This window comes from Actinomyces howellii, assembly GCF_900637165.1.
In the GTDB taxonomy this organism is placed as follows: Bacteria; Actinomycetota; Actinomycetes; order Actinomycetales; family Actinomycetaceae; genus Actinomyces; species Actinomyces howellii.
Map to the genome: position 1 here is coordinate 357759 of NZ_LR134350.1, position 20942 is coordinate 378700.

Annotated in this window: 19 protein-coding genes; 16 read left to right on the forward strand and 3 right to left on the reverse strand. The window is 72.4% G+C overall.

The genetic code is table 11. The features are described from left to right. Window positions 1–1227 carry an alkaline phosphatase gene (locus EL245_RS13815; protein ID WP_126381448.1) on the reverse strand — a complete coding sequence of 409 codons (1227 nt, stop codon included), beginning with the start codon at window positions 1225–1227 and terminating at the stop codon, window positions 1–3. Window positions 1228–1334: 107 nt separating this feature from the next. Between EL245_RS13815 and EL245_RS13510 the strand changes: the two genes are divergently transcribed. From EL245_RS13510 to EL245_RS01630, 16 genes are all read left to right on the forward strand, one after another. Then, window positions 1335–1502 (forward strand): hypothetical protein, encoded by a 168-nt coding sequence (locus EL245_RS13510; protein ID WP_232009825.1) that lies wholly within the window; start codon window positions 1335–1337, stop codon window positions 1500–1502. Between the two features lie 520 nt (window positions 1503–2022). Continuing rightward, the gene (locus EL245_RS01560) at window positions 2023–2700 is read left to right on the forward strand and encodes an FMN-binding negative transcriptional regulator (protein ID WP_126381450.1); all 678 of its coding nucleotides are present in this window, start codon (window positions 2023–2025) and stop codon (window positions 2698–2700) included. 173 nt (window positions 2701–2873) lie between these two features. Beyond that, window positions 2874–3437, forward strand: a complete 564-nt coding sequence (gene efp / locus EL245_RS01565; RefSeq protein ID WP_126381452.1) for an elongation factor P — start codon at window positions 2874–2876, stop codon at window positions 3435–3437. Window positions 3438–3444: 7 nt separating this feature from the next. Then, entirely contained in the window at window positions 3445–3975 is a 531-nt protein-coding gene (gene nusB, locus EL245_RS01570; protein WP_126381454.1) for a transcription antitermination factor NusB, read from the forward strand. Between the two features lie 131 nt (window positions 3976–4106). Next, on the forward strand, window positions 4107–4691 hold the full coding sequence (gene pyrR / locus EL245_RS01575) for a bifunctional pyr operon transcriptional regulator/uracil phosphoribosyltransferase PyrR (protein ID WP_126381456.1): 585 nt from the start codon (window positions 4107–4109) through the stop codon (window positions 4689–4691). Beyond that, window positions 4688–5671: an aspartate carbamoyltransferase catalytic subunit gene (locus EL245_RS01580; protein WP_126381458.1), complete on the forward strand. Its 984-nt coding sequence runs from the start codon at window positions 4688–4690 to the stop codon at window positions 5669–5671. Before pyrR ends, EL245_RS01580 begins: the two co-directional genes overlap by 4 nt. Continuing rightward, window positions 5668–6975 carry a dihydroorotase gene (locus EL245_RS01585; protein WP_126381460.1) on the forward strand — a complete coding sequence of 436 codons (1308 nt, stop codon included), beginning with the start codon at window positions 5668–5670 and terminating at the stop codon, window positions 6973–6975. Before EL245_RS01580 ends, EL245_RS01585 begins: the two co-directional genes overlap by 4 nt. Before the next feature lies 1 nt (window position 6976). After that, the gene (gene carA, locus EL245_RS01590; protein ID WP_126381462.1) at window positions 6977–8215 is read left to right on the forward strand and encodes a glutamine-hydrolyzing carbamoyl-phosphate synthase small subunit; all 1239 of its coding nucleotides are present in this window, start codon (window positions 6977–6979) and stop codon (window positions 8213–8215) included. A gap of 1 nt (window position 8216) precedes the next feature. Then, window positions 8217–11588 carry a carbamoyl-phosphate synthase large subunit gene (carB, locus tag EL245_RS01595; RefSeq protein WP_126381464.1) on the forward strand — a complete coding sequence of 1124 codons (3372 nt, stop codon included), beginning with the start codon at window positions 8217–8219 and terminating at the stop codon, window positions 11586–11588. Then, complete coding sequence (pyrF, locus tag EL245_RS01600) at window positions 11585–12469, forward strand: orotidine-5'-phosphate decarboxylase (RefSeq protein ID WP_126381466.1); 885 nt, start codon at window positions 11585–11587, stop codon at window positions 12467–12469. The genes carB and pyrF overlap by 4 nt, the downstream gene beginning before the upstream one ends. A gap of 146 nt (window positions 12470–12615) precedes the next feature. Next, window positions 12616–12927, forward strand: a complete 312-nt coding sequence (gene mihF / locus EL245_RS01605) for an integration host factor, actinobacterial type (protein ID WP_126381468.1) — start codon at window positions 12616–12618, stop codon at window positions 12925–12927. A 71-nt stretch (window positions 12928–12998) separates the two neighbouring features. Then, the gene (gmk, locus tag EL245_RS01610; protein WP_126381470.1) at window positions 12999–13580 is read left to right on the forward strand and encodes a guanylate kinase; all 582 of its coding nucleotides are present in this window, start codon (window positions 12999–13001) and stop codon (window positions 13578–13580) included. Between the two features lie 43 nt (window positions 13581–13623). Next, window positions 13624–14025 carry a DNA-directed RNA polymerase subunit omega gene (gene rpoZ / locus EL245_RS01615; protein ID WP_126381472.1) on the forward strand — a complete coding sequence of 134 codons (402 nt, stop codon included), beginning with the start codon at window positions 13624–13626 and terminating at the stop codon, window positions 14023–14025. Between the two features lie 37 nt (window positions 14026–14062). Then, window positions 14063–15394 carry a bifunctional phosphopantothenoylcysteine decarboxylase/phosphopantothenate--cysteine ligase CoaBC gene (gene coaBC / locus EL245_RS01620; protein WP_126381473.1) on the forward strand — a complete coding sequence of 444 codons (1332 nt, stop codon included), beginning with the start codon at window positions 14063–14065 and terminating at the stop codon, window positions 15392–15394. A 9-nt stretch (window positions 15395–15403) separates the two neighbouring features. Continuing rightward, window positions 15404–16606 (forward strand): methionine adenosyltransferase, encoded by a 1203-nt coding sequence (gene metK / locus EL245_RS01625; protein WP_126381475.1) that lies wholly within the window; start codon window positions 15404–15406, stop codon window positions 16604–16606. A 39-nt stretch (window positions 16607–16645) separates the two neighbouring features. Continuing rightward, a complete protein-coding gene (locus EL245_RS01630; protein WP_161512694.1) occupies window positions 16646–18706 on the forward strand; it encodes a primosomal protein N' family DNA-binding protein in 2061 nt (686 codons plus the stop codon). On the opposite strand, the gene EL245_RS01635 is transcribed toward EL245_RS01630, so the two are convergent. Together EL245_RS01635 and EL245_RS01640 are read right to left on the reverse strand one after the other, a co-directional pair. Continuing rightward, window positions 18671–19402: a TetR/AcrR family transcriptional regulator gene (locus EL245_RS01635; protein WP_126381477.1), complete on the reverse strand. Its 732-nt coding sequence runs from the start codon at window positions 19400–19402 to the stop codon at window positions 18671–18673. The genes EL245_RS01630 and EL245_RS01635 overlap by 36 nt on opposite strands. 119 nt (window positions 19403–19521) lie before the next feature. Next, window positions 19522–20886 (reverse strand): MFS transporter, encoded by a 1365-nt coding sequence (locus tag EL245_RS01640; RefSeq protein WP_126381480.1) that lies wholly within the window; start codon window positions 20884–20886, stop codon window positions 19522–19524. Between the last annotated feature and the right edge of the window lie 56 nt (window positions 20887–20942).

Consider the following 20942-nt stretch of genomic DNA (forward strand, 5'->3'; position numbering starts at 1 on the left):
TCAGCCCTGAGCGTCTCGGTCCGCGCGACGACGACCCAGCACCAGAGCCCCCGCCCCGACAAGCGGGCCCACGAGCGCGAGAGCCGGTAGGACGGCGGGGCCGCCCGTGCGGGCCAGCGCGGAGCGCTGTCCGGCCGAGCCGGTGCCAGCTGCTGGGGATCCGGTCCGTCGAGGGCGGGAGGTGCGCGCACCGGCCTCGGAAGGCGTGGTCGTGCCGGCGCTGCGCCCTGGGTCCGGCTGCGTGCCGTGATCGCTCCCGTCGGCGGGTGAGGGCGGCGTGGTCGGGTCGAGGCTCGGGGTGGGTGCAGGCGTGGTCGGGGCCGGGCTGTCGCTCGGCACGGGGCTGGGCGTCGGCGCGCCCGGGTCGGCGATCCCCGCGCAGGGGTCGGTCAGGGCGCCGGTGGACTGGGACACCGCGTTGGCGGTCATGATCTCCTGGATGATGGCGCCCATCTCGGCGTTGTCCAGGTAGGGACCTCGCACCGGTTCGTGCTCGTCAGCGGCGTCGATGAGAAGATCGGCGCCGTTGCCCCGCACGTAGAAGGGCACGAGGGCGTTCGTGTGGTTCCCCGAGTGCCAGGTCACCTCGGGCAGGCGGTCGGCCTGGCCCGCCATCGGCGTCCAGTTCGGGTTGGCCTCGACACCGGCGAGGTAGCCGGTCTCGTGGTCGGCGGTGACGATGACGAGGGTCTCCTCCCACGACGAGCTCGTCTCGACCCAGTCGACAACCGCCTGGACGGCCTCGTTGAAGTCGGTCTGCTCCTCGATGAGGTGGTTCGTGAAGTTCGAGTGCCCTGCCCAGTCGACGGCGCCCCCCTCGACCATGAGGAACATCCCGTTGGAGTCCGTCGAGAGCCGGTTGAGCGCCCCACGGGTCATCGTCGCCAGGGAGGGGACGTCGTTGCGCGGGGTGACGCCGAGCTCGATGTCGCTGGCCGTGCCCCCGGCACGGCGTTCCTGAAGGGTCTCGGCGACCTGCGCGATCCCTGCTACCGGCCGGGTGCCGATGGCCGCGCGGCACTGCTCCTGGGTCGGGGCCAGGCCGGCGTCGGCCAGAGCCTCGAACTGGGAGCGCTCCTCGATGAAGGACAAGGGGGTCTTGCCACCGATGAGGGAGGAGTAGTCTCCGGGGTCGATCCACGTGTAGTCGGCGGTGCGTGGGGCGTGGTCGTCGGTGTACCCCGGGTGCCCTGTGCCCATGAGGACCTCCGCGCCGGAGTACAGCATCTCGGTGGCCAGCCCCTGGTAGTCGTTGCGGTCGGTGTTGTGGGCGATGAAGGCCGCCGGGGTGGCGCGGGACGGAGGTGACCAGGCCCAGCTTCCGTCCTGACGCCATGGCCACCTCGCCGGCCGTCGTCAGCCGCGTCGTCCCGTCAGGGCCGTACCCGAGCATGCCGTTGGACGTCTTGGTGCCGGTCGACATCGCCGTCCCCGCGGCCGCGGAGTCGGTCGGCTTGACGGTGACCCACTCGAAGTCGCCCCACGCGCTCGTGGGGCTGTAGGCGTGGCCGGCGTCGATCGAGGTCTGGGAGTGGTGGGACATGGCCACCTGGCTCCAGTCGCTGCGCATGTAGTCCTCGGCGCCGGTCGTGTTGGCCGGGTCGGGGGAGACCGTGCCGTCGGCGGAGGTGACGAGCTGGTAGGCGCCGTGACCGGTGCGGTAGAAGTTGGTGGAGTCGAACTGGTTGAAGCCGGCGCCGTCGGAGATGAGGACGATGACGTTCCTGGGGCCGGCGACGGTGGCTTGCGCGGCAGGTGCGGCGAGAGCCGATGACAGGGTGACGGCGGCTGCCGCGCAGGCGGCGGCCAGGAGGTGGTGGAGGGAGTGTCGTGCCATGGGGTGCGGCCTTCTCTGTGGTGGGCAGGGCGCGGGTCCCGCGCCCCGCCCACCGTCCCCCACAGCGGTGATCACGGCCTGACCGGGGTGGGAACGACGGCGGGCCGGTGCGTGGCGGTCCCCTCACCAACGGGTGAACGACCGGCTCTCGCGGGGCAGCGGGCCGATCATCTAGGGTCGGGACCATGTACGTGCCACAGCACTTCGAGCTCGGAGCGGAGCGCACGCGCGCCCTGCTGGTCACCCCCGGCGTCGGCAACCTCGTCACCGTCCACGACCAGGGGCCGCTGGCCACCCTCGTGCCCTTCTACCTCGATGAGTCCCGCGACGTGCTGGTCACCCACCTCGTGCGCAACAACCCTCAGGTCCGCGAGCCGATGACCGGGCCGGGCATGGTCCTCCTCGACGACGTCGACGCCTACGTCGCCCCGGCGTACTACGCCACGAACGAGGAGACTCCCAACGTCCCCACCTGGGACTACGTCACCGTCCACGTGTGGGGGCCGGTGCACGTCGACCCGAGCCCGCAGCGCTCCCTCGAGGTCGCCCAGGCCCTGACCCAGCGCATGGAGCGTGAGGACGTCCTGACCCCGGTGGGCCGTGACAAGCTCGAGCGCATGGCGCGTGCCATCGTGGCCGTCGAGGTCGGCATCGAGCGGGTCCAGGGCAAGGCGAAGATGAGCCAGAACCGCCACCCCGACGACGTGCGCAGCCTCATCGACCACATGGAGCGCCTGGGGGAGCACGACATCGTCCGCTTCCTCCAGGAGGTCTCCCTGCCCTACGCCGAGGCGCGCTTCGCCACGATCGCCAGGCTGCGCGGGGCGCGGAGCCTGGAGGAGGAGATCCGCTCCTTCCACTGACCGGCCCGCCCCTCACGCGGACGCCCGGGCCCCGACGCAGGTTGTCGGCAGTGACCGGCCTCGCAGGGGCCCGCGGCAGGCGCTCCCGGCGTTCACGATAGACTCCGGGGGTTCACCCACTGCCCGCGCCCGGTGCGCGGGCAGCGCCCCCTAGCACCGTGAGGACACCACTCGTGGCAACGACGAACGACCTGAAGAACGGCCTCGTGCTCAACCTCGAGGGCCAGCTGTGGCAGGTGGTCGAGTTCCAGCACGTCAAGCCCGGCAAGGGACCGGCCTTCGTGCGCACCAAGATCAAGAACGTCCTGTCGGGCAAGACCGTCGACAAGACCTTCAACGCGGGGCTCAAGATCGAGACCGCGACGGTCGACCGCAGGGACATGCAGTACTCCTACAAGGACGGCGAGGACTTCGTGTTCATGGACGTGAAGTCCTATGAGCAGACCTACGTCGGAGCCGACGTCGTGGGCGAGGCCGCCTCCCTCATGCTCGAGGGCCAGGAGGTCATCGTGGCCTTCCACGAGGACACCGTGCTGTTCATCGAGCTGCCCGCCGCGGTCGTGCTCACCGTCGCCCACACCGAGCCCGGCCTCCAGGGCGACCGCTCCTCGGCCGGCACCAAGCCCGCCACGCTCGAGACCGGCGCTGAGATCCAGGTGCCCCTGTTCCTCAACACCGGTGACAGGGTCAAGGTCGACACCCGCAGCCGGTCCTACATCAGCCGCGTCTCCGACTGACCAGCCGATGGCCGAGCACGTCGCCGACTCCGGCTCCTGTGCCGAGGGCGGTCCCTCCCGCCCGGTCAAGCACGCCGTCACCGCCCGGACCAAGGCCCGCAGGCGGGCTGTCGAGGTCATCTTCGAGGCCGACCAGCGAGGGATGCTCGACCCCGGGGGAGCGGGGTCCGGCGACGAGGGCGGCCGCGCTGCCGGGCTGCGTGACCTCGCAGTGGAGCGCGCCGTCCACTCCGCCAACCACACCGAGGCCCCCGCCTACGCCCGCGCGATCCTGGCGGGGGTGGCAGAGCACCTCGAGGAGGTCGACGAGACCATCGAGACCTACGCCCAGGGCTGGACCCTGGCCCGCATGCCCGCCGTCGACCGCGCCATCGCCCGGGTCGCCACCTGGGAGATCGTCTACAACGACGACGTCGACGCCCCTGTCGCCGTCGACGAGGCGATGACCCTGGCGCGCATGCTCTCCACAGACGACTCCCCGCGCTACCTCGGCGGGCTCCTGGGCAGGATCGCCGACCTGGCCGACACCCTGCGCTGAGACCGTCCGGGTCCAGTGGTGACCACGATGTGGTCACCACTGGACCCGGACGGGCCGGTCGCGACTAGGCTGGGGCCTGCAAGACATCCTTGAAGCCTGTCCAGCGAGGCAGGGAAGGAGGTCCACTTACCGTGGCCGAAACACTGTCCACCGGGAAGAAGCAGATCCTCGGCGCAGCCGAGATCCAGCGGTCCCTCGTCCGCATCGCTCATGAGATCATCGAGCGGAACCGAGGCGTTGACGACGTCATCGTCCTCGGTATCCCCTCCGGAGGAGTCCCCCTCGCCCAGCGCCTCGCCGAGGCCCTGGCCATCGCGGTCCAGGAGGGAGGTGAGTCCTCAGGCACCGTGACGATCCCGGTCGGCACGCTCGACATCACGATGTTCCGTGACGACCTCGGCCGCCACCCCATCAGGGTGCCCCAGCCCACCCGCGTCCCCGGTGGCTCCATCGAGGGGCGCACCGTCGTCCTGGTCGACGACGTCCTGTACTCGGGACGCACCATCCGCGCCGCACTCGACGCCCTGGGCTCCATCGGCCGGGCGGAGGCGGTCCAGCTGGCCGTCCTGGTCGACCGCGGGCACAGGCAGCTGCCCATCCGGGCCGACTACGTCGGCAAGAACCTGCCCACCTCACGCACCGAGAAGGTCGTCGTCTCCCTCACCGAGCTCGGGGCCCAGGCCGACGCCGTCACCATCGAGGAGGCCCTGTCATGAAGCACCTGCTCAACGCCAAGGACCTGACCCACGACGAGGCGGTCGCCTTCCTCGACACCGCCGAGGCCATGGCCGCCACCCAGCGCCACGCCGTCAAGAAGCTGCCGACGCTGCGCGGCAAGACGGTGGTCAACCTTTTCTTCGAGGACTCCACCCGGACCCGCCTGTCCTTCGAGGCGGCGGCCAAGCGCCTGAGCGCCGACGTCATCAACTTCTCCGCCAAGGGCTCGAGCGTGTCCAAGGGCGAGTCCCTCAAGGACACCGCCCAGACCATCATGGCCATGGGGGCCGACGCCGTGGTCATGCGGCACTCGGCCTGCGGGGCGGCGCACCTGCTCGCCCACGCCGGCTGGATCGACGTCCCGGTCCTCAACGCCGGCGACGGCACGCACCAGCACCCCACCCAGGCCCTGCTCGACGCGATGACGCTGCGTCGCTGGTACGCCCCCGAGGGCGCCGCCGACGGCAGCCCCTCGCCCCAGGGGCGCGACCTGAGCGGTGCCAAGGTCATCATCGTCGGCGACATCCTGCACTCCCGGGTCGCCCGTTCCAACGTCGACCTCCTCCACACGCTGGGCGCCCAGGTCACCCTCGTCGCTCCGCCGACCCTCCTTCCGGTGGGGATGGAGGACTGGCCCTGCGAGGTCTCCTACGACCTCGACGCCTCCATCGAGGCCATCGGCCCCGACGCGGTCATGATGCTCCGGGTCCAGCGCGAGCGCATGAGCGCCGCCGGAGGGGGGTTCTTCCCCAGCCCCGCCGAGTACGCCCAGGCCTACGGGCTCAACCTCGCCCGCCGCGAGGCCATGCCGGACAACGCCATCGTCATGCACCCCGGACCGATGAACCGCGGCCTGGAGATCACGGCCGAGGCCGCCGACGACCCGCGCTCGCGCATCATCGAGCAGGTCGGCAACGGGGTCTCCGTGCGCATGGCCGCCCTCTACCTCCTCCTCGCCGACGAAGGGAACCAGCTGTGACCGCCCACCTCCTCACCGGTGTCCTTCCCTACGGCGAGGACCCCACCGACATCCTCGTCCTCGACGGCGCCATCGCCGCGACCGGACCGGAGGCGGCCGCCACGGCCCCCGCCGACGTCGTGCGCCACGACCTGTCCGGCCTTGTCGCCCTGCCCGGCCTCGTCGACATCCACACCCACCTGCGCGAGCCCGGCGGGGAGTCGGCAGAGACCGTGTACTCCGGCACCCGCGCCGCGGCGGTGGGCGGCTACACCGCCGTGTTCGCCATGGCCAACACCTCACCGGTCCAGGACAACGCCGGCGTCGTCGAGCAGGTCCTGCGCCTGGGGCGTGAGGCCGGGTGGGTCGACGTCCACCCCGTCGGCGCCGTCAGCGCCGGCCTCGAGGGCAAGCACCTGTCGGAGATGAGCGCGATGGCCCACAGCGAGGCCCGCGTGCGCGTCTTCTCCGACGACGGGAAGTGCGTGTCCGACCCGGTGCTCATGCGCCGCGCCCTGGAGTACGTCAAGTCCTTCGACGGCGTCATCGCCCAGCACTCCCAGGACCCTCGCCTCACCGAGGGCTCCCAGATGCACGAGGGGGTCCTGTCGGCCGAGCTCGGGCTGCGGGGCTGGCCCGCCGTGGCCGAGGAGTCGATCATCGCCCGTGACGCCCTGCTGGCCGGGCACGTCGGCTCCCGCCTCCACGTGTGCCACGTGTCCACCGCGGGCAGCGTCGAGATCATCCGCTGGGCCAAGGCCCGCGGCATCGACGTCACCGCCGAGGTCACCCCTCACCACCTCCTGCTCACCGACGAGATGGCCCGGACCTACTCGCCGATCTACAAGGTCAACCCGCCCCTGCGCACCGCCGAGGACGTCGCGGCCCTGCGTGAGGCCCTGGCCGACGGCACCATCGACGTCGTCGGCACCGACCACGCCCCCCACCCGGTGGAGGACAAGGACTGCGAGTGGCAGGCGGGCGCCTTCGGGATGACCGGGCTCGAGACCGCCCTGCCGGTGCTCATCGAGACGATGGTCAACCCGGGGGCGATGACCTGGCGCGACCTGGCCAGGGTCATGTCGAGTGCGCCGGCCCGCATCGGTCGGCTCGAGGACCAGGGCCAGGGCCTCGAGGTCGGTGCCCCGGCCAACATCACGGTCCTGGACCCGCAGGTGCGGCGCACGGTCGACGGCGCAGCCCAGTGGACCCACTCGACCAACACCCCGTACCAGGGCATGGAGCTGCCGGGCCAGGTCCTTGCGACCTTCCTCCACGGTCGTCCCACCGTCCTGGAGGGCAGGCCGGTCTCGCAGGAAGCCTGAGATGACCGAGGCAGGAGCGAACCGGGGCGCTCGGCGCCGCTCGACCGCCCTGCTCGTCCTGGAGGACGGCTACGTCCTGCGGGGCCGCTCCTACGGCGCGTCGGGACGCGCGGTCGGTGAGATCGTCTTCAACACCGGGATGACCGGCTACCAGGAGACCCTCACCGACCCGTCGTACCACCACCAGATCGTCGTCATGACCGCCCCCCACATCGGCAACACGGGCGTCAACGACGAGGACCCCGAGTCCTCACGGATCTGGGTGGCCGGGTACGTCGTGCGCGACCCGGCGCGCCGCGCCTCGTCCTGGCGCGCGCGCCGGGAGCTGGAGGACGAGCTCGAGCGCGCCGGCGTCGTCGGCCTGAGCGAGGTCGACACCCGGGCGCTGACCCGGCACCTGCGCGAGCGGGGGGCCATGCGCGGCGGGATCTTCTCGGGCCCCGCCCTGCCCGTCGGCGCCGAGGACCCCGGCGGGCCCTCACCCACGGCGGTCGACATCTGCCTGGACGCCGTGCGCTCGGCCCCGCCGATGGCCGGTCAGGCGCTGACCAGCCAGGTCACGACTCCGGCCGGCTACGTCGTCGAGCCCACCGGCCCGGTGGCAGGAGGCGATCCGGTGGCGGTTGTCGCCGCCCTCGACCTGGGCGTCAAGGCCCGCACCCCCGCCCAGCTCGCCGAGCGGGGCGCACGGGTCCACGTCCTGCCCCAGTCGACGACACTGACCGACCTGCTCGCGCTGCGTCCCGACGGGGTGTTCCTGTCCAACGGTCCCGGGGACCCCGCGACCGCCGAGCACGAGGTCGCCCTGGCCCGCGGCGTGCTCGAGGCGGGCATCCCCCTGTTCGGCATCTGCCTGGGCCACCAGATCCTGGGCCGGGCGCTGGGGTACGGCACCTACAAGCTCGCCTACGGACACCGGGGCGTCAACCAGCCGGTGCTCGACCGGACCACCGGCAGGGTCGAGATCACCGCCCACAACCACGGCTTCGCTGTCGACGCCCCCGTCGGGGCACCGTCCCGAGCCCCCTTCGCACCCGAGCGCTACGGACGGGTCGAGGTCTCACACGTGTGCCTCAACGACGGGGTGGTCGAGGGGCTGCGCGCCCTGGACCTGCCGGCCTTCTCCGTCCAGTTCCACCCCGAGGCGGCGGCAGGGCCCCACGACGGCGAGCACCTGTTCGACCGTTTCATGGCGCTCATGAGACAGCACCGCTGCGCCGACCGCCAGGAGGGCTCCTGAGATGCCGCTGCGCACAGACATCTCCTCGGTGCTCGTCATCGGCTCCGGCCCGATCGTCATCGGACAGGCCTGCGAGTTCGACTACTCGGGGACCCAGGCCTGCAGGGTGCTGCGCTCCGAGGGCCTGCGGGTCATCCTCGTCAACTCCAACCCGGCGACGATCATGACCGACCCCGACCTGGCCGACGCCACCTACGTCGAGCCGATCACCCCCGAGGTCCTCACCGCTGTCATCGAGGCGGAGCGCCCCGACGCGCTGCTGGCGACCCTGGGCGGGCAGACCGCCCTCAACGCCGCGATGAGCCTCGTGGAGTCCGGCGTCCTGGAGCGCTACGGCGTCGAGCTCATCGGCGCGGGCGCCGAGGCGATCCGTGCGGGGGAGGACCGCGAGGCCTTCAAGGCGGTCGTCGAGCGCTGCGGCGCCGAGGTGGCTCGCTCCCACATCGCACGCACCATGGCCCAGTGCCGCGAGGCGGTCGACGCCCTGGGCGGCTACCCGGTGGTCGTGCGCCCCTCCTTCACCATGGGGGGGCTGGGCTCGGGAGTCGCCCACGACGAGGCCGAACTCGAACGCATCTGCGGGCTCGGCCTGGCCGCCTCGCGCACCACCAAGGTCCTGCTCGAGGAGTCGATCCTGGGGTGGAAGGAGTACGAGCTCGAGCTCATGCGCGACACCTCGGACAACGTCGTGGTCGTGTGCTCCATCGAGAACGTCGACCCGGTAGGAGTCCACACCGGCGACTCGGTCACCGTGGCCCCGGCACTGACCCTGACGGACCGGGAGGTCCAGCGCCTGCGTGACGTCGGTATCGCGATCATCCGGGAGGTCGGGGTCGACACCGGCGGGTGCAACATCCAGTTCGCCGTCGACCCCGGCACCGGCCGGGTCATCGTCATCGAGATGAACCCCCGGGTCTCGCGCTCCTCCGCCCTGGCCTCCAAGGCCACCGGGTTCCCCATCGCCAAGATCGCCGCCCGGCTGGCCGTGGGCTACACCCTCGACGAGATCCCCAACGACATCACCGGCTCGACCCCGGCATCCTTCGAGCCCGCGCTCGACTACGTCGTCGTCAAGGTCCCCCGGTTCGCCTTCGAGAAGTTCCCCGGAGCCGACCCCACCCTGACCACGACGATGAAGTCGGTCGGTGAGGCGATGGGCGTGGGCCGCTGCTTCACCGAGGCGCTCCAGAAGGCGATGCGCTCCATCGACAAGAAGGGCACCGCCTTCCACTGGGACGGCCCCGCCCCCGGGCCCCGGAGCACGGCGGCGCTCCTGGCCGGCCTGTCCGTGCCCACCGAGCACCGGCTGCTCGACCTCCAGCAGGCCCTGCGGGGCGGCGCCACGCCCCCCGAGCTGCACGAGGCGACGGGCATCGACCCGTGGTTCCTCGACCAGATGGAGCTTCTTGAGCAGATCGCCGGGGAGGTCGCCGCGGCGGACGGCCTGAGCCGTGAGGTCCTGGCCAGGGCCAAGCGCCACGGCTTCTCCGACGCCCAGATCGCCTCCCTCAGGGGCGTCGGGGAGGACACCGTCCGCGAGCTGCGCCACGCCTTCGGCCTGCGACCCGTCTACAAGACGGTCGACACCTGCGCCGCCGAGTTCGCCGCGCGCACCCCCTACCACTACTCGACCTACGACACCGAGACCGAGGTCGCCCCCCGCGAGCGCCCTGCCGTCATCATCCTGGGGTCGGGCCCCAACCGCATCGGCCAGGGCATCGAGTTCGACTACTCCTGCGTCCACGCCGCCATGGCCCTGGCCGAGACCCACGAGACCGTCATGGTCAACTGCAACCCTGAGACGGTCTCGACCGACTACGACGTCTCCGACCGGCTCTACGTCGAGCCGCTTACCTTCGAGGACGTCATGGAGGTCTATGACGCCGAGCGCGCCGCGGGACCGGTGACCGGGGTGATCGTCCAGCTCGGCGGGCAGACGCCTCTGTCGCTGGCGGCCAGGCTCACCGCAGCGGGCGTCCCGGTCCTGGGCACCAGCCCGCGGGCCATCGACGCGGCGGAGGACCGTCAGGCCTTCGGCGCCCTGCTCGCGCGCGCCGGCCTGCCCGCACCCGCCCACGGCACCGCGGACGGCCCCGAGGAGGCGATCGAGGTGGCCCGCACCGTCGGCTACCCGGTGCTCGTGCGCCCCAGCTACGTGCTGGGCGGGCGGGGCATGGAGATCGTCTACAGCCCCCAGGGCCTGGAGGACTACCTCGAACGAGCAGCCCAGGACCCGGGGGGAGCGTGGGACCAGGGCCCGCTGCTCATCGACAGGTTCCTCGACGACGCCGTGGAGATCGACGTCGACGCCCTCTACGACGGCACCGAGCTCTTCCTGGCCGGAGTCATGGAGCACATCGAGGAGGCGGGCATCCACTCGGGCGACTCCGCCTGCGTCCTGCCCCCCGTCAGCCTGTCCCAGGCCGAGGTCGACCGCATCCGGCGCTCGACCGAGTCCATCGCGGCGGCGGTGGGCGTGCGCGGGCTCGTCAACATCCAGTTCGCCCTCATGAGCGACACCCTCTACGTCATCGAGGCCAACCCTCGGGCGAGCCGTACCGTCCCCTTCGTCTCGAAGGCCACCGGCGTCCAGGTCGCCAAGGCGGCCTCCCTCATCATGGTGGGCCGGTCGATCGCCTCCCTGAGGGCCCAAGGCATCCTGCCCGCGGGCGACGCCTCCCTGAGCGACCCCCTCGACCCGATCGCGGTCAAGGAGGCGGTGCTGCCCTTCAAGCGCTTCCGCACCCCGCAGGGCCGCTCGGTCGACGCCGTCCTGGGACCCGAGATGCGCTCGACCGGCGAGGTCATGGGCTACGACACCGACTTCCCCCGGGCCTTCGCCAAGTCCCAGGACGGGGCATACGGCGGGCTGCCGGGCGAGGGGACGGTCTTCGTGTCGGTGGCCGACCGGGACAAGAGGGACATCATCCTGCCCGTGGCACGCCTGGCCGAGCTCGGCTTCACGGTGCTCGCCACGACGGGCACGGCCCAGGTCCTGCGCCGCAACGGCATCCCGGCCACCACCGTGCGCAAGGTGAGCCAGGGGCGGGGAGCCGACGGGGAGCGGACCATCGTCGACCTCATCGAGTCAGGGTTGGTCGACATGGTCGTCAACACGCCGCGGGGCCAGGGGGCGCGCGCCGACGGCTACTCCATCCGCGCCGCGACCACAGGTGCCGACAGGCCGATCATCACCACCGTCCACCAGCTGCAGGCCGCGGTCCAGGCCCTGGAGGCCAGGCTGCGCGGGCCGTTGCGGGTTCGCAGCCTGCAGGCGCACAACACCGACCGCTCACGCCGCCGAGCCGGCGGCATGAGCGACCACGCCCCGGCCGAGGCCGGCGGCACGACCACCCAGGAGACGCAGGCATGACCGCCACCGACCAGCACCGTCCCCCCGTGGCGTCCTTCGGCGCCCGCCTGAGCCGCGCCATGGACGAGCGGGGCCCGCTGTGCGTGGGCATCGACCCCCACCCCGGCCTGCTTGAGGCCTGGGGGCTGACCGACTCGGCCGCCGGGCTGCGCGACTTCAGCCTGCGCGCCGTCGAGGCGCTCGAGGGGCGGGTGGCGGCGGTCAAGCCCCAGTCCGCCTTCTTCGAGCGGCACGGCAGCGCCGGCCTGGCCGTCCTCGAGGAGGTCCTGGCCGCCTTGCGCGAGCTCGGCGTGCTCAGCGTCCTCGACGTCAAGCGCGGGGACATCGGCTCGACCATGGGTGCCTACGCCCAGGCCTACCTCGCCGACGGCGCCCCGCTGGCTGCCGACGCGATCACGGTGTCCCCCTACCTCGGCTATGGCTCCTTGGGTCCTGCCCTCGACCTGGCGGCAAGGACCGGGCGCGGCGTCTTCGTCCTCGCGCTGACCTCCAACCCCGAGGGTGCCTCGATCCAGCACGCACGAACCGCCCAGGGCCCGGCCGTCGCGGCGAGCCTGGCCGAGGGTGCGACGCGCTCCAACGCCGCGGCTCGACAGGCCGGGGTCCTGGGGAGCGTCGGACTGGTCGTCGGCGCGACCACGGGCATCGCCGTCACCGACCTCGGTATCGACCTGGTCGGCGTCAACGGGCCACTGCTCGCACCCGGGGTGGGCGCCCAGGGTGCTGCGGGCCCCGAGCTGGCCACGGTGTTCGGCCCGGCCCGGGGCAACGTGCTCGCCTCGACCTCCCGGGCGGTGCTCAGCGCCGGCCCGGACCCGCAGGGGCTGCGCCGTGCCGCCGACGCGGCCGGTGAGCAGGCGCTGCGAGCGCTGCGGCACTGAGGCCCGGGCCGCCGGGAACCGGCGGTCGCCCGCCTGAGCCACCGACCGACCAGGACCCTCCGTTCGGGATGCGCACGGCGACGAACCGACCTAACCTTGATGAAGATCACAGGCGATCGACGCACAGGTTGTGGGAGGACCCCGCCATGACACTTCCAGCATTGACCGCGCAGCAGCGGTCCGATGCCCTGGCGAGGGCTGCTGACGCGCGGCAGCGCCGCGCACAGGCCAAGGACGCTCTCAAGCACGGGCGCATGAGCGTCTCGGAGTTCCTCGAGCAGGCCGGCACGGACGAGGCCCTGGGGCGCATGCGCGTCATCGACCTCCTCCTGGCCCTGCCCAGGGTCGGCAGGAGGACGGCTGAGGTGCTCATGGAGGAGATCGGCATCTCCCCGACCAGGCGCGTGCGCGGCCTCGGCTCGCGCCAGAGCGCCGAGCTCGTCGCCCGCTTCGGCTGAGGGCCCCTGTGGTGGCACGGACGCGCTCGAGCCAGGATGACCCGGCGCGCCCGGTGGTCCATCATGTCCCCATGCCGTCGTCCTGCCGCCCCGCCCTCCCGCCGCGTCTGACCGTGCTCGCCGGGCCGACAGCGGTCGGCAAGGGCACGATCGTCGCCGAGCTGAGGCGACGTCACCCCGAGCTGTTCGTCTCGGTGTCGGCGACGACCCGCAGCCCTCGCCCGGGGGAGGTCGACGGGGTGCACTACCACTTCGTGTCGGACGCGCAGTTCGACCGCCTCGTGGCCGACGGGCAGATGCTCGAGTGGGCGCTCGTGCACGGTACCCACCGGTACGGCACCCCGCGGGGACCTGTCGAGGACAGGCTCGCGGTGGGCAGACCGGCGCTGCTCGAGATCGACCTGGCGGGGGCCCGGCAGGTGCGTGAGTCCATGCCGCAGGCCCAGCTCGTCTTCGTCGCCCCTCCCAGCTGGGAGGATCTCGTCACGCGGCTGATCGGACGGGGAACCGAGGACGAGCGGGAGCGGGAGCGTCGGCTGGCCACCGCCCGCGTCGAGCTCGCGGCGGCCCGCGAGTTCGACCGGACGATCGTCAACGACCGCGTGGCGCGTGCCACGGACGAGCTCGAGGGCATCATGGGGCTGGCAGGCTAGACTGTTCCGGTTCACGCACTGTCGAGCACACCCGGAGTAGCACATGCTCGGAACCTCCGCCCAGCCCGAGGGGATCACCAGCCCGCCCATCGACGACCTCCTCGAGAAGGTCGACTCGAAGTACGGCCTGGTCGTCCAGGCCGCCAAGCGCGCCCGCCAGATCAACACCTACACCCAGCAGCTCGAGGACAACCAGCTGGAGTTCTTCGGTCCGCTGGTCGAGGTCGAGGCTGTCGAGAAGCCCCTGGGTATCGCCCTGCGCGAGATCGCCGAGGACAAGCTCCAGGTCATCCCCGGTGACGAGGCCCGAGCCCGTCGCGCCGAGGCCGAGGAGGCCCGCCGCGCCGCCGAGGCCGACATGTTCTCCGACATCGTGCTCGACGGACCGACCCCGGTCGACGAGACGGGGACGCCGGCCACGGGCGCCGACGACTTCCAGTTCTAGGCCCCGGGCCCGCACCCCGGTCGCCACGAGGAGATCCGTGACAACGGGACCGTCGAGGAGCGAGCGCGCCGCACCCGCGCCAGGGGGGCGGCGCGTCGTCGTCGGCGTCTCAGGGTCGATCGCCGCCTACAAGGCACCCTTCGTCATCCGTCTGCTCAGGCAGGCCGGGCACGAGGTCAAGGTGGTGCCCACCGCCGCCGCCCTGCGCTTCATCGGCGCCCCCGCGCTGGCGGCTGTCTCCGGCGGGCCCGTGGCCTGCGGGGTGTTCGACGACCCGGCGGCGGTCGAGCACGTCGCCACGGGGGAGTGGGCCGAGCTCGTCCTGGTCGCCCCGGCCTCGGCGGACCTCATCGCCCGCGTGGCCGCGGGACGGGCCGACGACCTCCTGACCGCCACCATCCTGACCACGACCGCGCCGGTCGTCCTGGCCCCGGCGATGCACACCCAGATGTGGCTCAACCCCGCGACCCGGGACAACGTGGCGACCCTGCGCCGCCGTGGCCTGACCGTCGTCCCTCCGGACAGTGGGCCGCTGACCGGAGGCGACGAGGGCCCCGGGCGACTCCCCGAGCCCGAGGTGCTCGTCGACCGGGCGCTGGCGGTGCTCGGGGAACGCGGTGGCCGCGGTCAGGCCCGGCCCGACCGTGACCTGACCGGCCTTCACGTCGTGGTCAGCGCGGGAGGCACCCGCGAGCCGATCGACCCGGTGCGCTACCTGGGCAACAGGTCCTCGGGCCGGCAGGGCCTGGCCGTGGCCCGCGCCGCGCACGAGCGCGGCGCCCGCGTCACGCTCGTGGCGGCGCATGTCGAGGACCGCCTGCTCGACACCCTGCCCGCGGGCGTCGAGGTCGTCATGGTAGGCACCGCCGTCGAGCTGGGCGAGGCCGTCCGCCTCGCCGCCCGCGACGCCGACGTCGTCGTCATGGCCGCCGCCGTGGCCGACTTCCGACCGGCGTCGGTGTCGGCCACGAAGATCAAGAAGCACCGCCCGGGTGACAGCGGCGGGGCCGCCGGGACGGGTGTTCTCGAGCTGGTGGACAACCCCGACGTCCTCGCCGGGCTCGTGGCCGACCCTCCCCGGCGTGACGGCCGCACCCTCGTCGTGGGCTTCGCGGCCGAGACCGGTGACGGTGACGGCGACGTCCTGGTGCACGGCGCCGCCAAGGCCAGGCGCAAGGGCGCCGACCTCCTGGCCGTCAACGCCGTGGGCACGGAGCGGGGATTCGGGGACGTGCCCAACTCCGTCGTCGTGCTCGACGCCGACGGCAGGCAGGTCGCGCGGGCCTCGGGGACCAAGGAGGAGGTGGGCAGGGCTCTCGTGGGTCTCATCGCCGACCGCCTGCGAACCGAGGTCCCCCGCCCCGGGTAGTCTGGGGCCGTGACTTCCTCCCTCCGTCTGTTCACCTCCGAGTCCGTCACCGAAGGGCACCCGGACAAGGTCTGCGACCGCATCTCGGACGCCATCCTCGACGCCATCCTCGAGCAGGACCCCGCCGCCCACGTCGCGGTCGAGACGGTCGTGACCACCGGGCTGGTGCACGTCGTCGGCGAGGTGAGCACGACGGCCTACGTCGAGATCCCGGACATCGTCCGCCAGGAGATCGTCCGCATCGGCTACACCTCCTCCGAGGTGTGCTTCGACGGCGCGTCCTGCGGGGTGTCGGTGTCGATCGGCCAGCAGTCCCCGGACATCGCCGCAGGGGTCGACAAGGCACTTGAGGTCCGCGAGGACCGCGCGGACATCGACCCCCTGGACTTCCAGGGCGCAGGGGACCAGGGGCTCATGTTCGGCTACGCCTGCACCGACACCGCCGAGCTCATGCCCGCCCCGATCCACCTGGCGCACCGCCTGGCCGAGCGGCTCGCCCTCGTGCGCAAGGAGGGAGTCGTCACGGGGCTGCGCCCCGACGGCAAGACCCAGGTCACCATCGGCTACGACGGGATGACCCCGGTGAGCCTCGCCCACGTCGTCGTCTCGACCCAGCACGACCCGGACCGCTCGCAGTCCTGGATCGCCGACGCCGTGACCACGGAGGTCATCAACCCGGTGCTGGAGGCCTCCAGGGCCGCGGGGCTGGACCTGGACGCCTCGGGGACGACCGTCATGGTCAACCCCTCGGGGAAGTTCGTCATCGGCGGCCCTGCCGGGGACGCGGGCCTGACGGGCCGCAAGATCATCGTCGACACCTACGGGGGCGTGGCGCGCCACGGGGGCGGGGCCTTCTCCGGCAAGGACCCCTCGAAGGTGGACCGCTCGGGGGCCTACGCGATGCGGTGGGTCGCCAAGAACGTCGTGGCCGCGGGCCTGGCTCGCCGCTGTGAGGTGCAGGTCGCCTACGCCATCGGCGCAGCGCACCCCGTCGGCATCCACGTCGAGACCTTCGGCACCGAGACGGTTCCTGTCGAGCGGATCGTCGCCGCCGTCTCGGAGGTCTTCGACCTGCGTCCTGCGGCCATCGTCCGTGACCTGCGTCTGCTCGAGCCGATCTACCGCGAGACGAGCGCCTACGGCCACTTCGGACGCCCCGGCTTCACGTGGGAGAGGACCGACCGGGTTGAGGCGCTGCGCGCCGCGGTCTAGCCGGGGGTCGGGATGCGTCAGGCGCAGGGAGCGGGCCGCATGAGCCGGTCGGCGCCGCGCCAGGGTGAGCTGCTTGCCGTGCCTGCTCCTGCGCAGCGCAGGGTCGCCGGCGGGCAGGTCGACGAGCCCGTGGCACGCGTGCTCATCGACTCCGGCGTGGCCCACCTCGACCGCACCTTCGACTACCTCGTCCCGGCTGAGCTCGACGCCGCCGCGGTCGTGGGCGCCCGGGTGGTCGTGCGCTTCGGTGGCCAGGAGACGCACGGCTGGATCTGGGAGCGGGCAGCGACGACGACCCGTCCCGGCAGGCTCGTGCCGCTGCGCCGGGTCGTGTCCGACCTGCCGGTGCTCACCGCCGCGACGATGACCCTCATCGAGGCCGTCGCACAGCGCTCGGCCGGGGTCCGCGCCGACGTCGTGCGCCTGGCCGTGCCCGCCCGGCACGCCCGGGCGGAGGAGGCGGCTCGTCGCGAGCCGAGGGCGGAGCCGGCGTGCTGGACGCCGCCGGAGCCGGGTGACTGGGAGGTCTACGACGGAGGCGGCGCGCTCCTGGCCTGCCTGGCGGCAGGAGGCGCGCCACGGGCGGTCTGGACTGCGCTGCCGGCGCTGCCCGGGGTCGTGGGCCACTGGATGGTGCTGGCGGCGCAGGCTGCCAGGGCGGCGCTCAGCTCGGGTCGGGGCGTGCTTCTCATCGTGGCCACCGCCTCCCAGGCCGGCGAGCTGGCCGCCGCGCTCGGTGAGCACCTTCCCGGGGAGCCGGTGGCCGTGCTCAGCGCGGAGCTCGGCTCCGAGCGCCGGTACCGGACCTTCGTCGAGGTCCTGCTCGGTCGGGTGCGTGTCGTGGTCGGTACCCGCGCCGCCGCCTTCGCTCCCGTGGTCGATCTGGGACTGGCGCTCATCTGGGACGACGGGGACGACCGGCTCGAGGAGCCTCGCGCCCCCTACGTCCACGCCCGCACCGTGCTCGCCCTGCGCTCGGCGACCGAGGGCTGCGGCATGGTCGTGGCGGGGCACTCCAGGACGGTCGAGGCCCAGGGCTATGTCGAGCGGGGATGGGCGCAGGACCTCCGTGCCTCGCGGACTACCGTCCGGCGCGCCGTGGCACGTGTCGAGGTCCCCGGAGCACCCGAGCTCGACGCCGAGGGAGCCTCGGGGGCGGCCCGTTTTCCGTCCCTGGCGCACCGGGCGGTGCGCCAGGCCCTGGAGCGGGGACCGGTTCTCGTCCAGGTCCCCCGCGCCGGGTACGCTCCGGCGCTGGCCTGCGCGCGGTGCCGCGCCCCGGTGACCTGCCCGGCGTGCGGGGGACCGGTGTCGATGGACGCCGGCCAGCGCCTGGGCTGCAGGTGGTGCGCACGGATGGTGACCTCATGGTCGTGCGCCGAGTGCGGCCACGCCGAGCTGCGGATGGTCAGGGTCGGCTCCGGCCGGACGGGCGAAGAGCTGGGGCGCGCCTTCCCCGGGGTGCCGGTGGTCGTCTCCGGGGCCTCCCAGGGGCACGGCGTCGTGTCCTCGGTCGACGGCTCCCCACGCCTGGTCGTGGCCACCCCGGGGGCCGAGCCGGTCGCGCAGGGAGGGTACCGGGCGGTCGTGCTCATGGACGGCGCGGTCCTGTCGGCCCGCCCCGAGCTGGGGGCGGCGGCGCAGGCGCTGCGACGGTGGACCAACGCCGTCGTCCTGGCCCGTCCCGATGCGCGGGCCATCCTCCTGGGCGGCCCCGCGCCCGTGGCCGCCCAGGCACTCGTGCGCTGGGACCACGCCGGCTTCGCCCGCCGTGAGCTGGACGAGCGTGCCGAGCTGCACCTTCCTCCCGCCTGGCGCACCGCCCGCCTCGACGGCGAGCCGACAGCGGTGCGTGCGGTCCTCGAGGAGATGGAGGCCATCGGGTTCGAGACCCTGGGTCCGGTGCCCGTCGCGGAGCACGGTCCCGCAGGGACCTCCGGGAGCGCAGGGGCCTCGGCGCCTGCGGCCAGAGGCCTTGTGCGCGCCGAGCCCGGTCGCGGCCGCGAGCTCGCCGTGGCCCTGCGGCACCTTCAGCGCGAGCGGGCGGCCAGGCGCCAGGACCCGCTACGAGTTCATCTCGATCCCACCGGGCTGTGGTGACCGGGTTCTGTCCGCGGGTACCTGGCCGGTGCTGAGGACCACCGTGCCGAGCAGGTCGGCCGCGGTCGCCCGCACGTCGCGCCCCTCGCTCAGCGCGCTGACCGCGGCGCCGTCGACGATGGCGATGACGACCTCGGGCCTCAGGGTGCTTCCCAGGTGGCGCAGCACCCTGGCGACCGCGGCGTTGAGACGTTGGCGGCCGTTGCGGTAGGCCTGTCCGACGGCGACGGCGGCGCCGGCTGAGATGAGCTGGACGTAGTGGCCCCTGTAGGGTCCCTCGGCCGGAAGGGTCGCCTGGAGCAGCAGCTCGATCCGGCCGTGGAGGTCGGGCAGGTCGTCGAGGGACTCGACGCGGTCCGCCACCGCCTCGGCCCGCGAGGCCCACATGGCGATGTTGACCTGGCCCGCCTGGTAGAGGAGGTCGTCGAGGCCGTCGAAGTAGTACGTGGTGGCTGACAACGAGCAGCCGGCGCGCCTGGCCACCGCCCGGTGGCTGACCGCCCCGGGCCCGGACTCGCGGATGATGGCGGCGGCCGCCTCGATGATCTCCTGGCGCCGGCCCAGCCCTCGGCTGGTGGTCGCCACCACGGGGCGGGACGGGCCGGGTGCCTGCTCCCCGGACCGGTCGGCGAGGTGGTCCTCAGAGGGCTCGTCCGGATCGTCTGCGGCCTGTTCAGGGGCAAGGGTCTCGGCCATGACCCCATGTTACGTCCAGGTGACGGAACGGTCCCGCCAACCACCGTGGAAGTGGCTGACGGGACCGTTCGAGGTCGGGGCGCCGCGTGAGGGCTCCCCAGCCGGTCGGGGACCGGAGCTCAGGACCGCGCGTCCCCGTTCGTCTGGCCGATCTCCGCCATGTGGATGACCCGTGAGGCCCGGATCGCCACGAGCGCGACGAGCGCGACGACCGTGAGGTAGACCGCCGGAGTGAGGGCGGATCCCGTGACGTCGATGAGCCAGGTGACGATGAAGGGGGTCGTGCCACCCAGGATGGCGTTGGCCCCGTTGAAGGACAGGGCGAACCCGGAGTAGCGCACCTCGGTGGGGAAGGACTCGGCCAGGAAGGTGGCCAGCGTGCCGTCGTTGGCGGTCAGGATGATCGCGAAGACGACCTGGCAGCCGATGATGAGCAGCAGCCCGCTCGAGTCGGTCCCGGCGTGGGACATGACCCAGAACAGGGGGATGCTCAGGACGATGAAGGCCACGCAGGCGATGATGAGCATCTTGCGCCGGCCCATGGCGTCCGACAGGTGCCCCATGACGAAGATGGAGGCGATGTAGACCGCGAGCATGACCGAGGTCGCCATCGTGGCGGTGTCCTCGGCGAACCCGAGCTGCTTGCTCATGTAGGTGGGCATGTAGCTGAGCAGCATGTAGAAGGCCACGGCGTTGAGGCAGGAGACCCCGAAGGTGATGAGCACCTCGCGGCGGTGCTCGGACAGCAGCGAGCGGAAGGGGTTGGTCCTCGGCTGCTCGTCGGGGAGCTCGTCACGCATGGCCTGGTAGACCGGGGAGTCCTCGAGGTGGACCCGGATGTACCGGCCCACGAGGCCCAGCGGAGCCGCCAGGAGGAAGGGGATGCGCCAGCCCCAGGTGTGCATCGCGTCGGTGTCGAGGGCGGCGAACAGGCCCGCGACCATGAGGGAGCCGGCGAGCAGACCGCAGGCCGTCGAGGCCGGGACGAGGGAGGTGTACAGGCCGCGCCTGGCGGGCGGAGCGTACTCGGCGAGGAAGGTGCCTGCGCCCGCGTACTCCCCGGAGGCCGAGAACCCCTGGATCATGCGCAGCAGGAGCAGTCCCAGGGCAGCGCCGACGCCGATGGTGGCGTGGCTGGGCAGCAGCCCGATGAGGAAGGTCGAGCCCGACATGATGAGGATGGACCACGACAGCGCCCAGCGGCGGCCCTTGCGGTCACCCCACATGCCCCAGACCACCGCGCCGACGGGGCGCAGGATGAAGGACATCGCGAAGATCGCGAAGGACGTCATGAGCTGGACCGTCTTGTCCTCGCTGGGCGAGACGACCTCGCCGATGACGGCTGCCATGTAGCCGTAGGAGGCGTAGTCGAACCACTCGATGAAGTTGCCGATGAAGCTGGCCGACGCCGCCCGCTTGAGGGCGGAGGCACGTGCGTGCTCATCGTGCACATCGGTGCTGGCCGGGTTGGGATGACCGCTCATGATGTTCCTTCTGCCAAAGGTGACTTGACTACTCAGTTGCACAGTATAGGGATGTG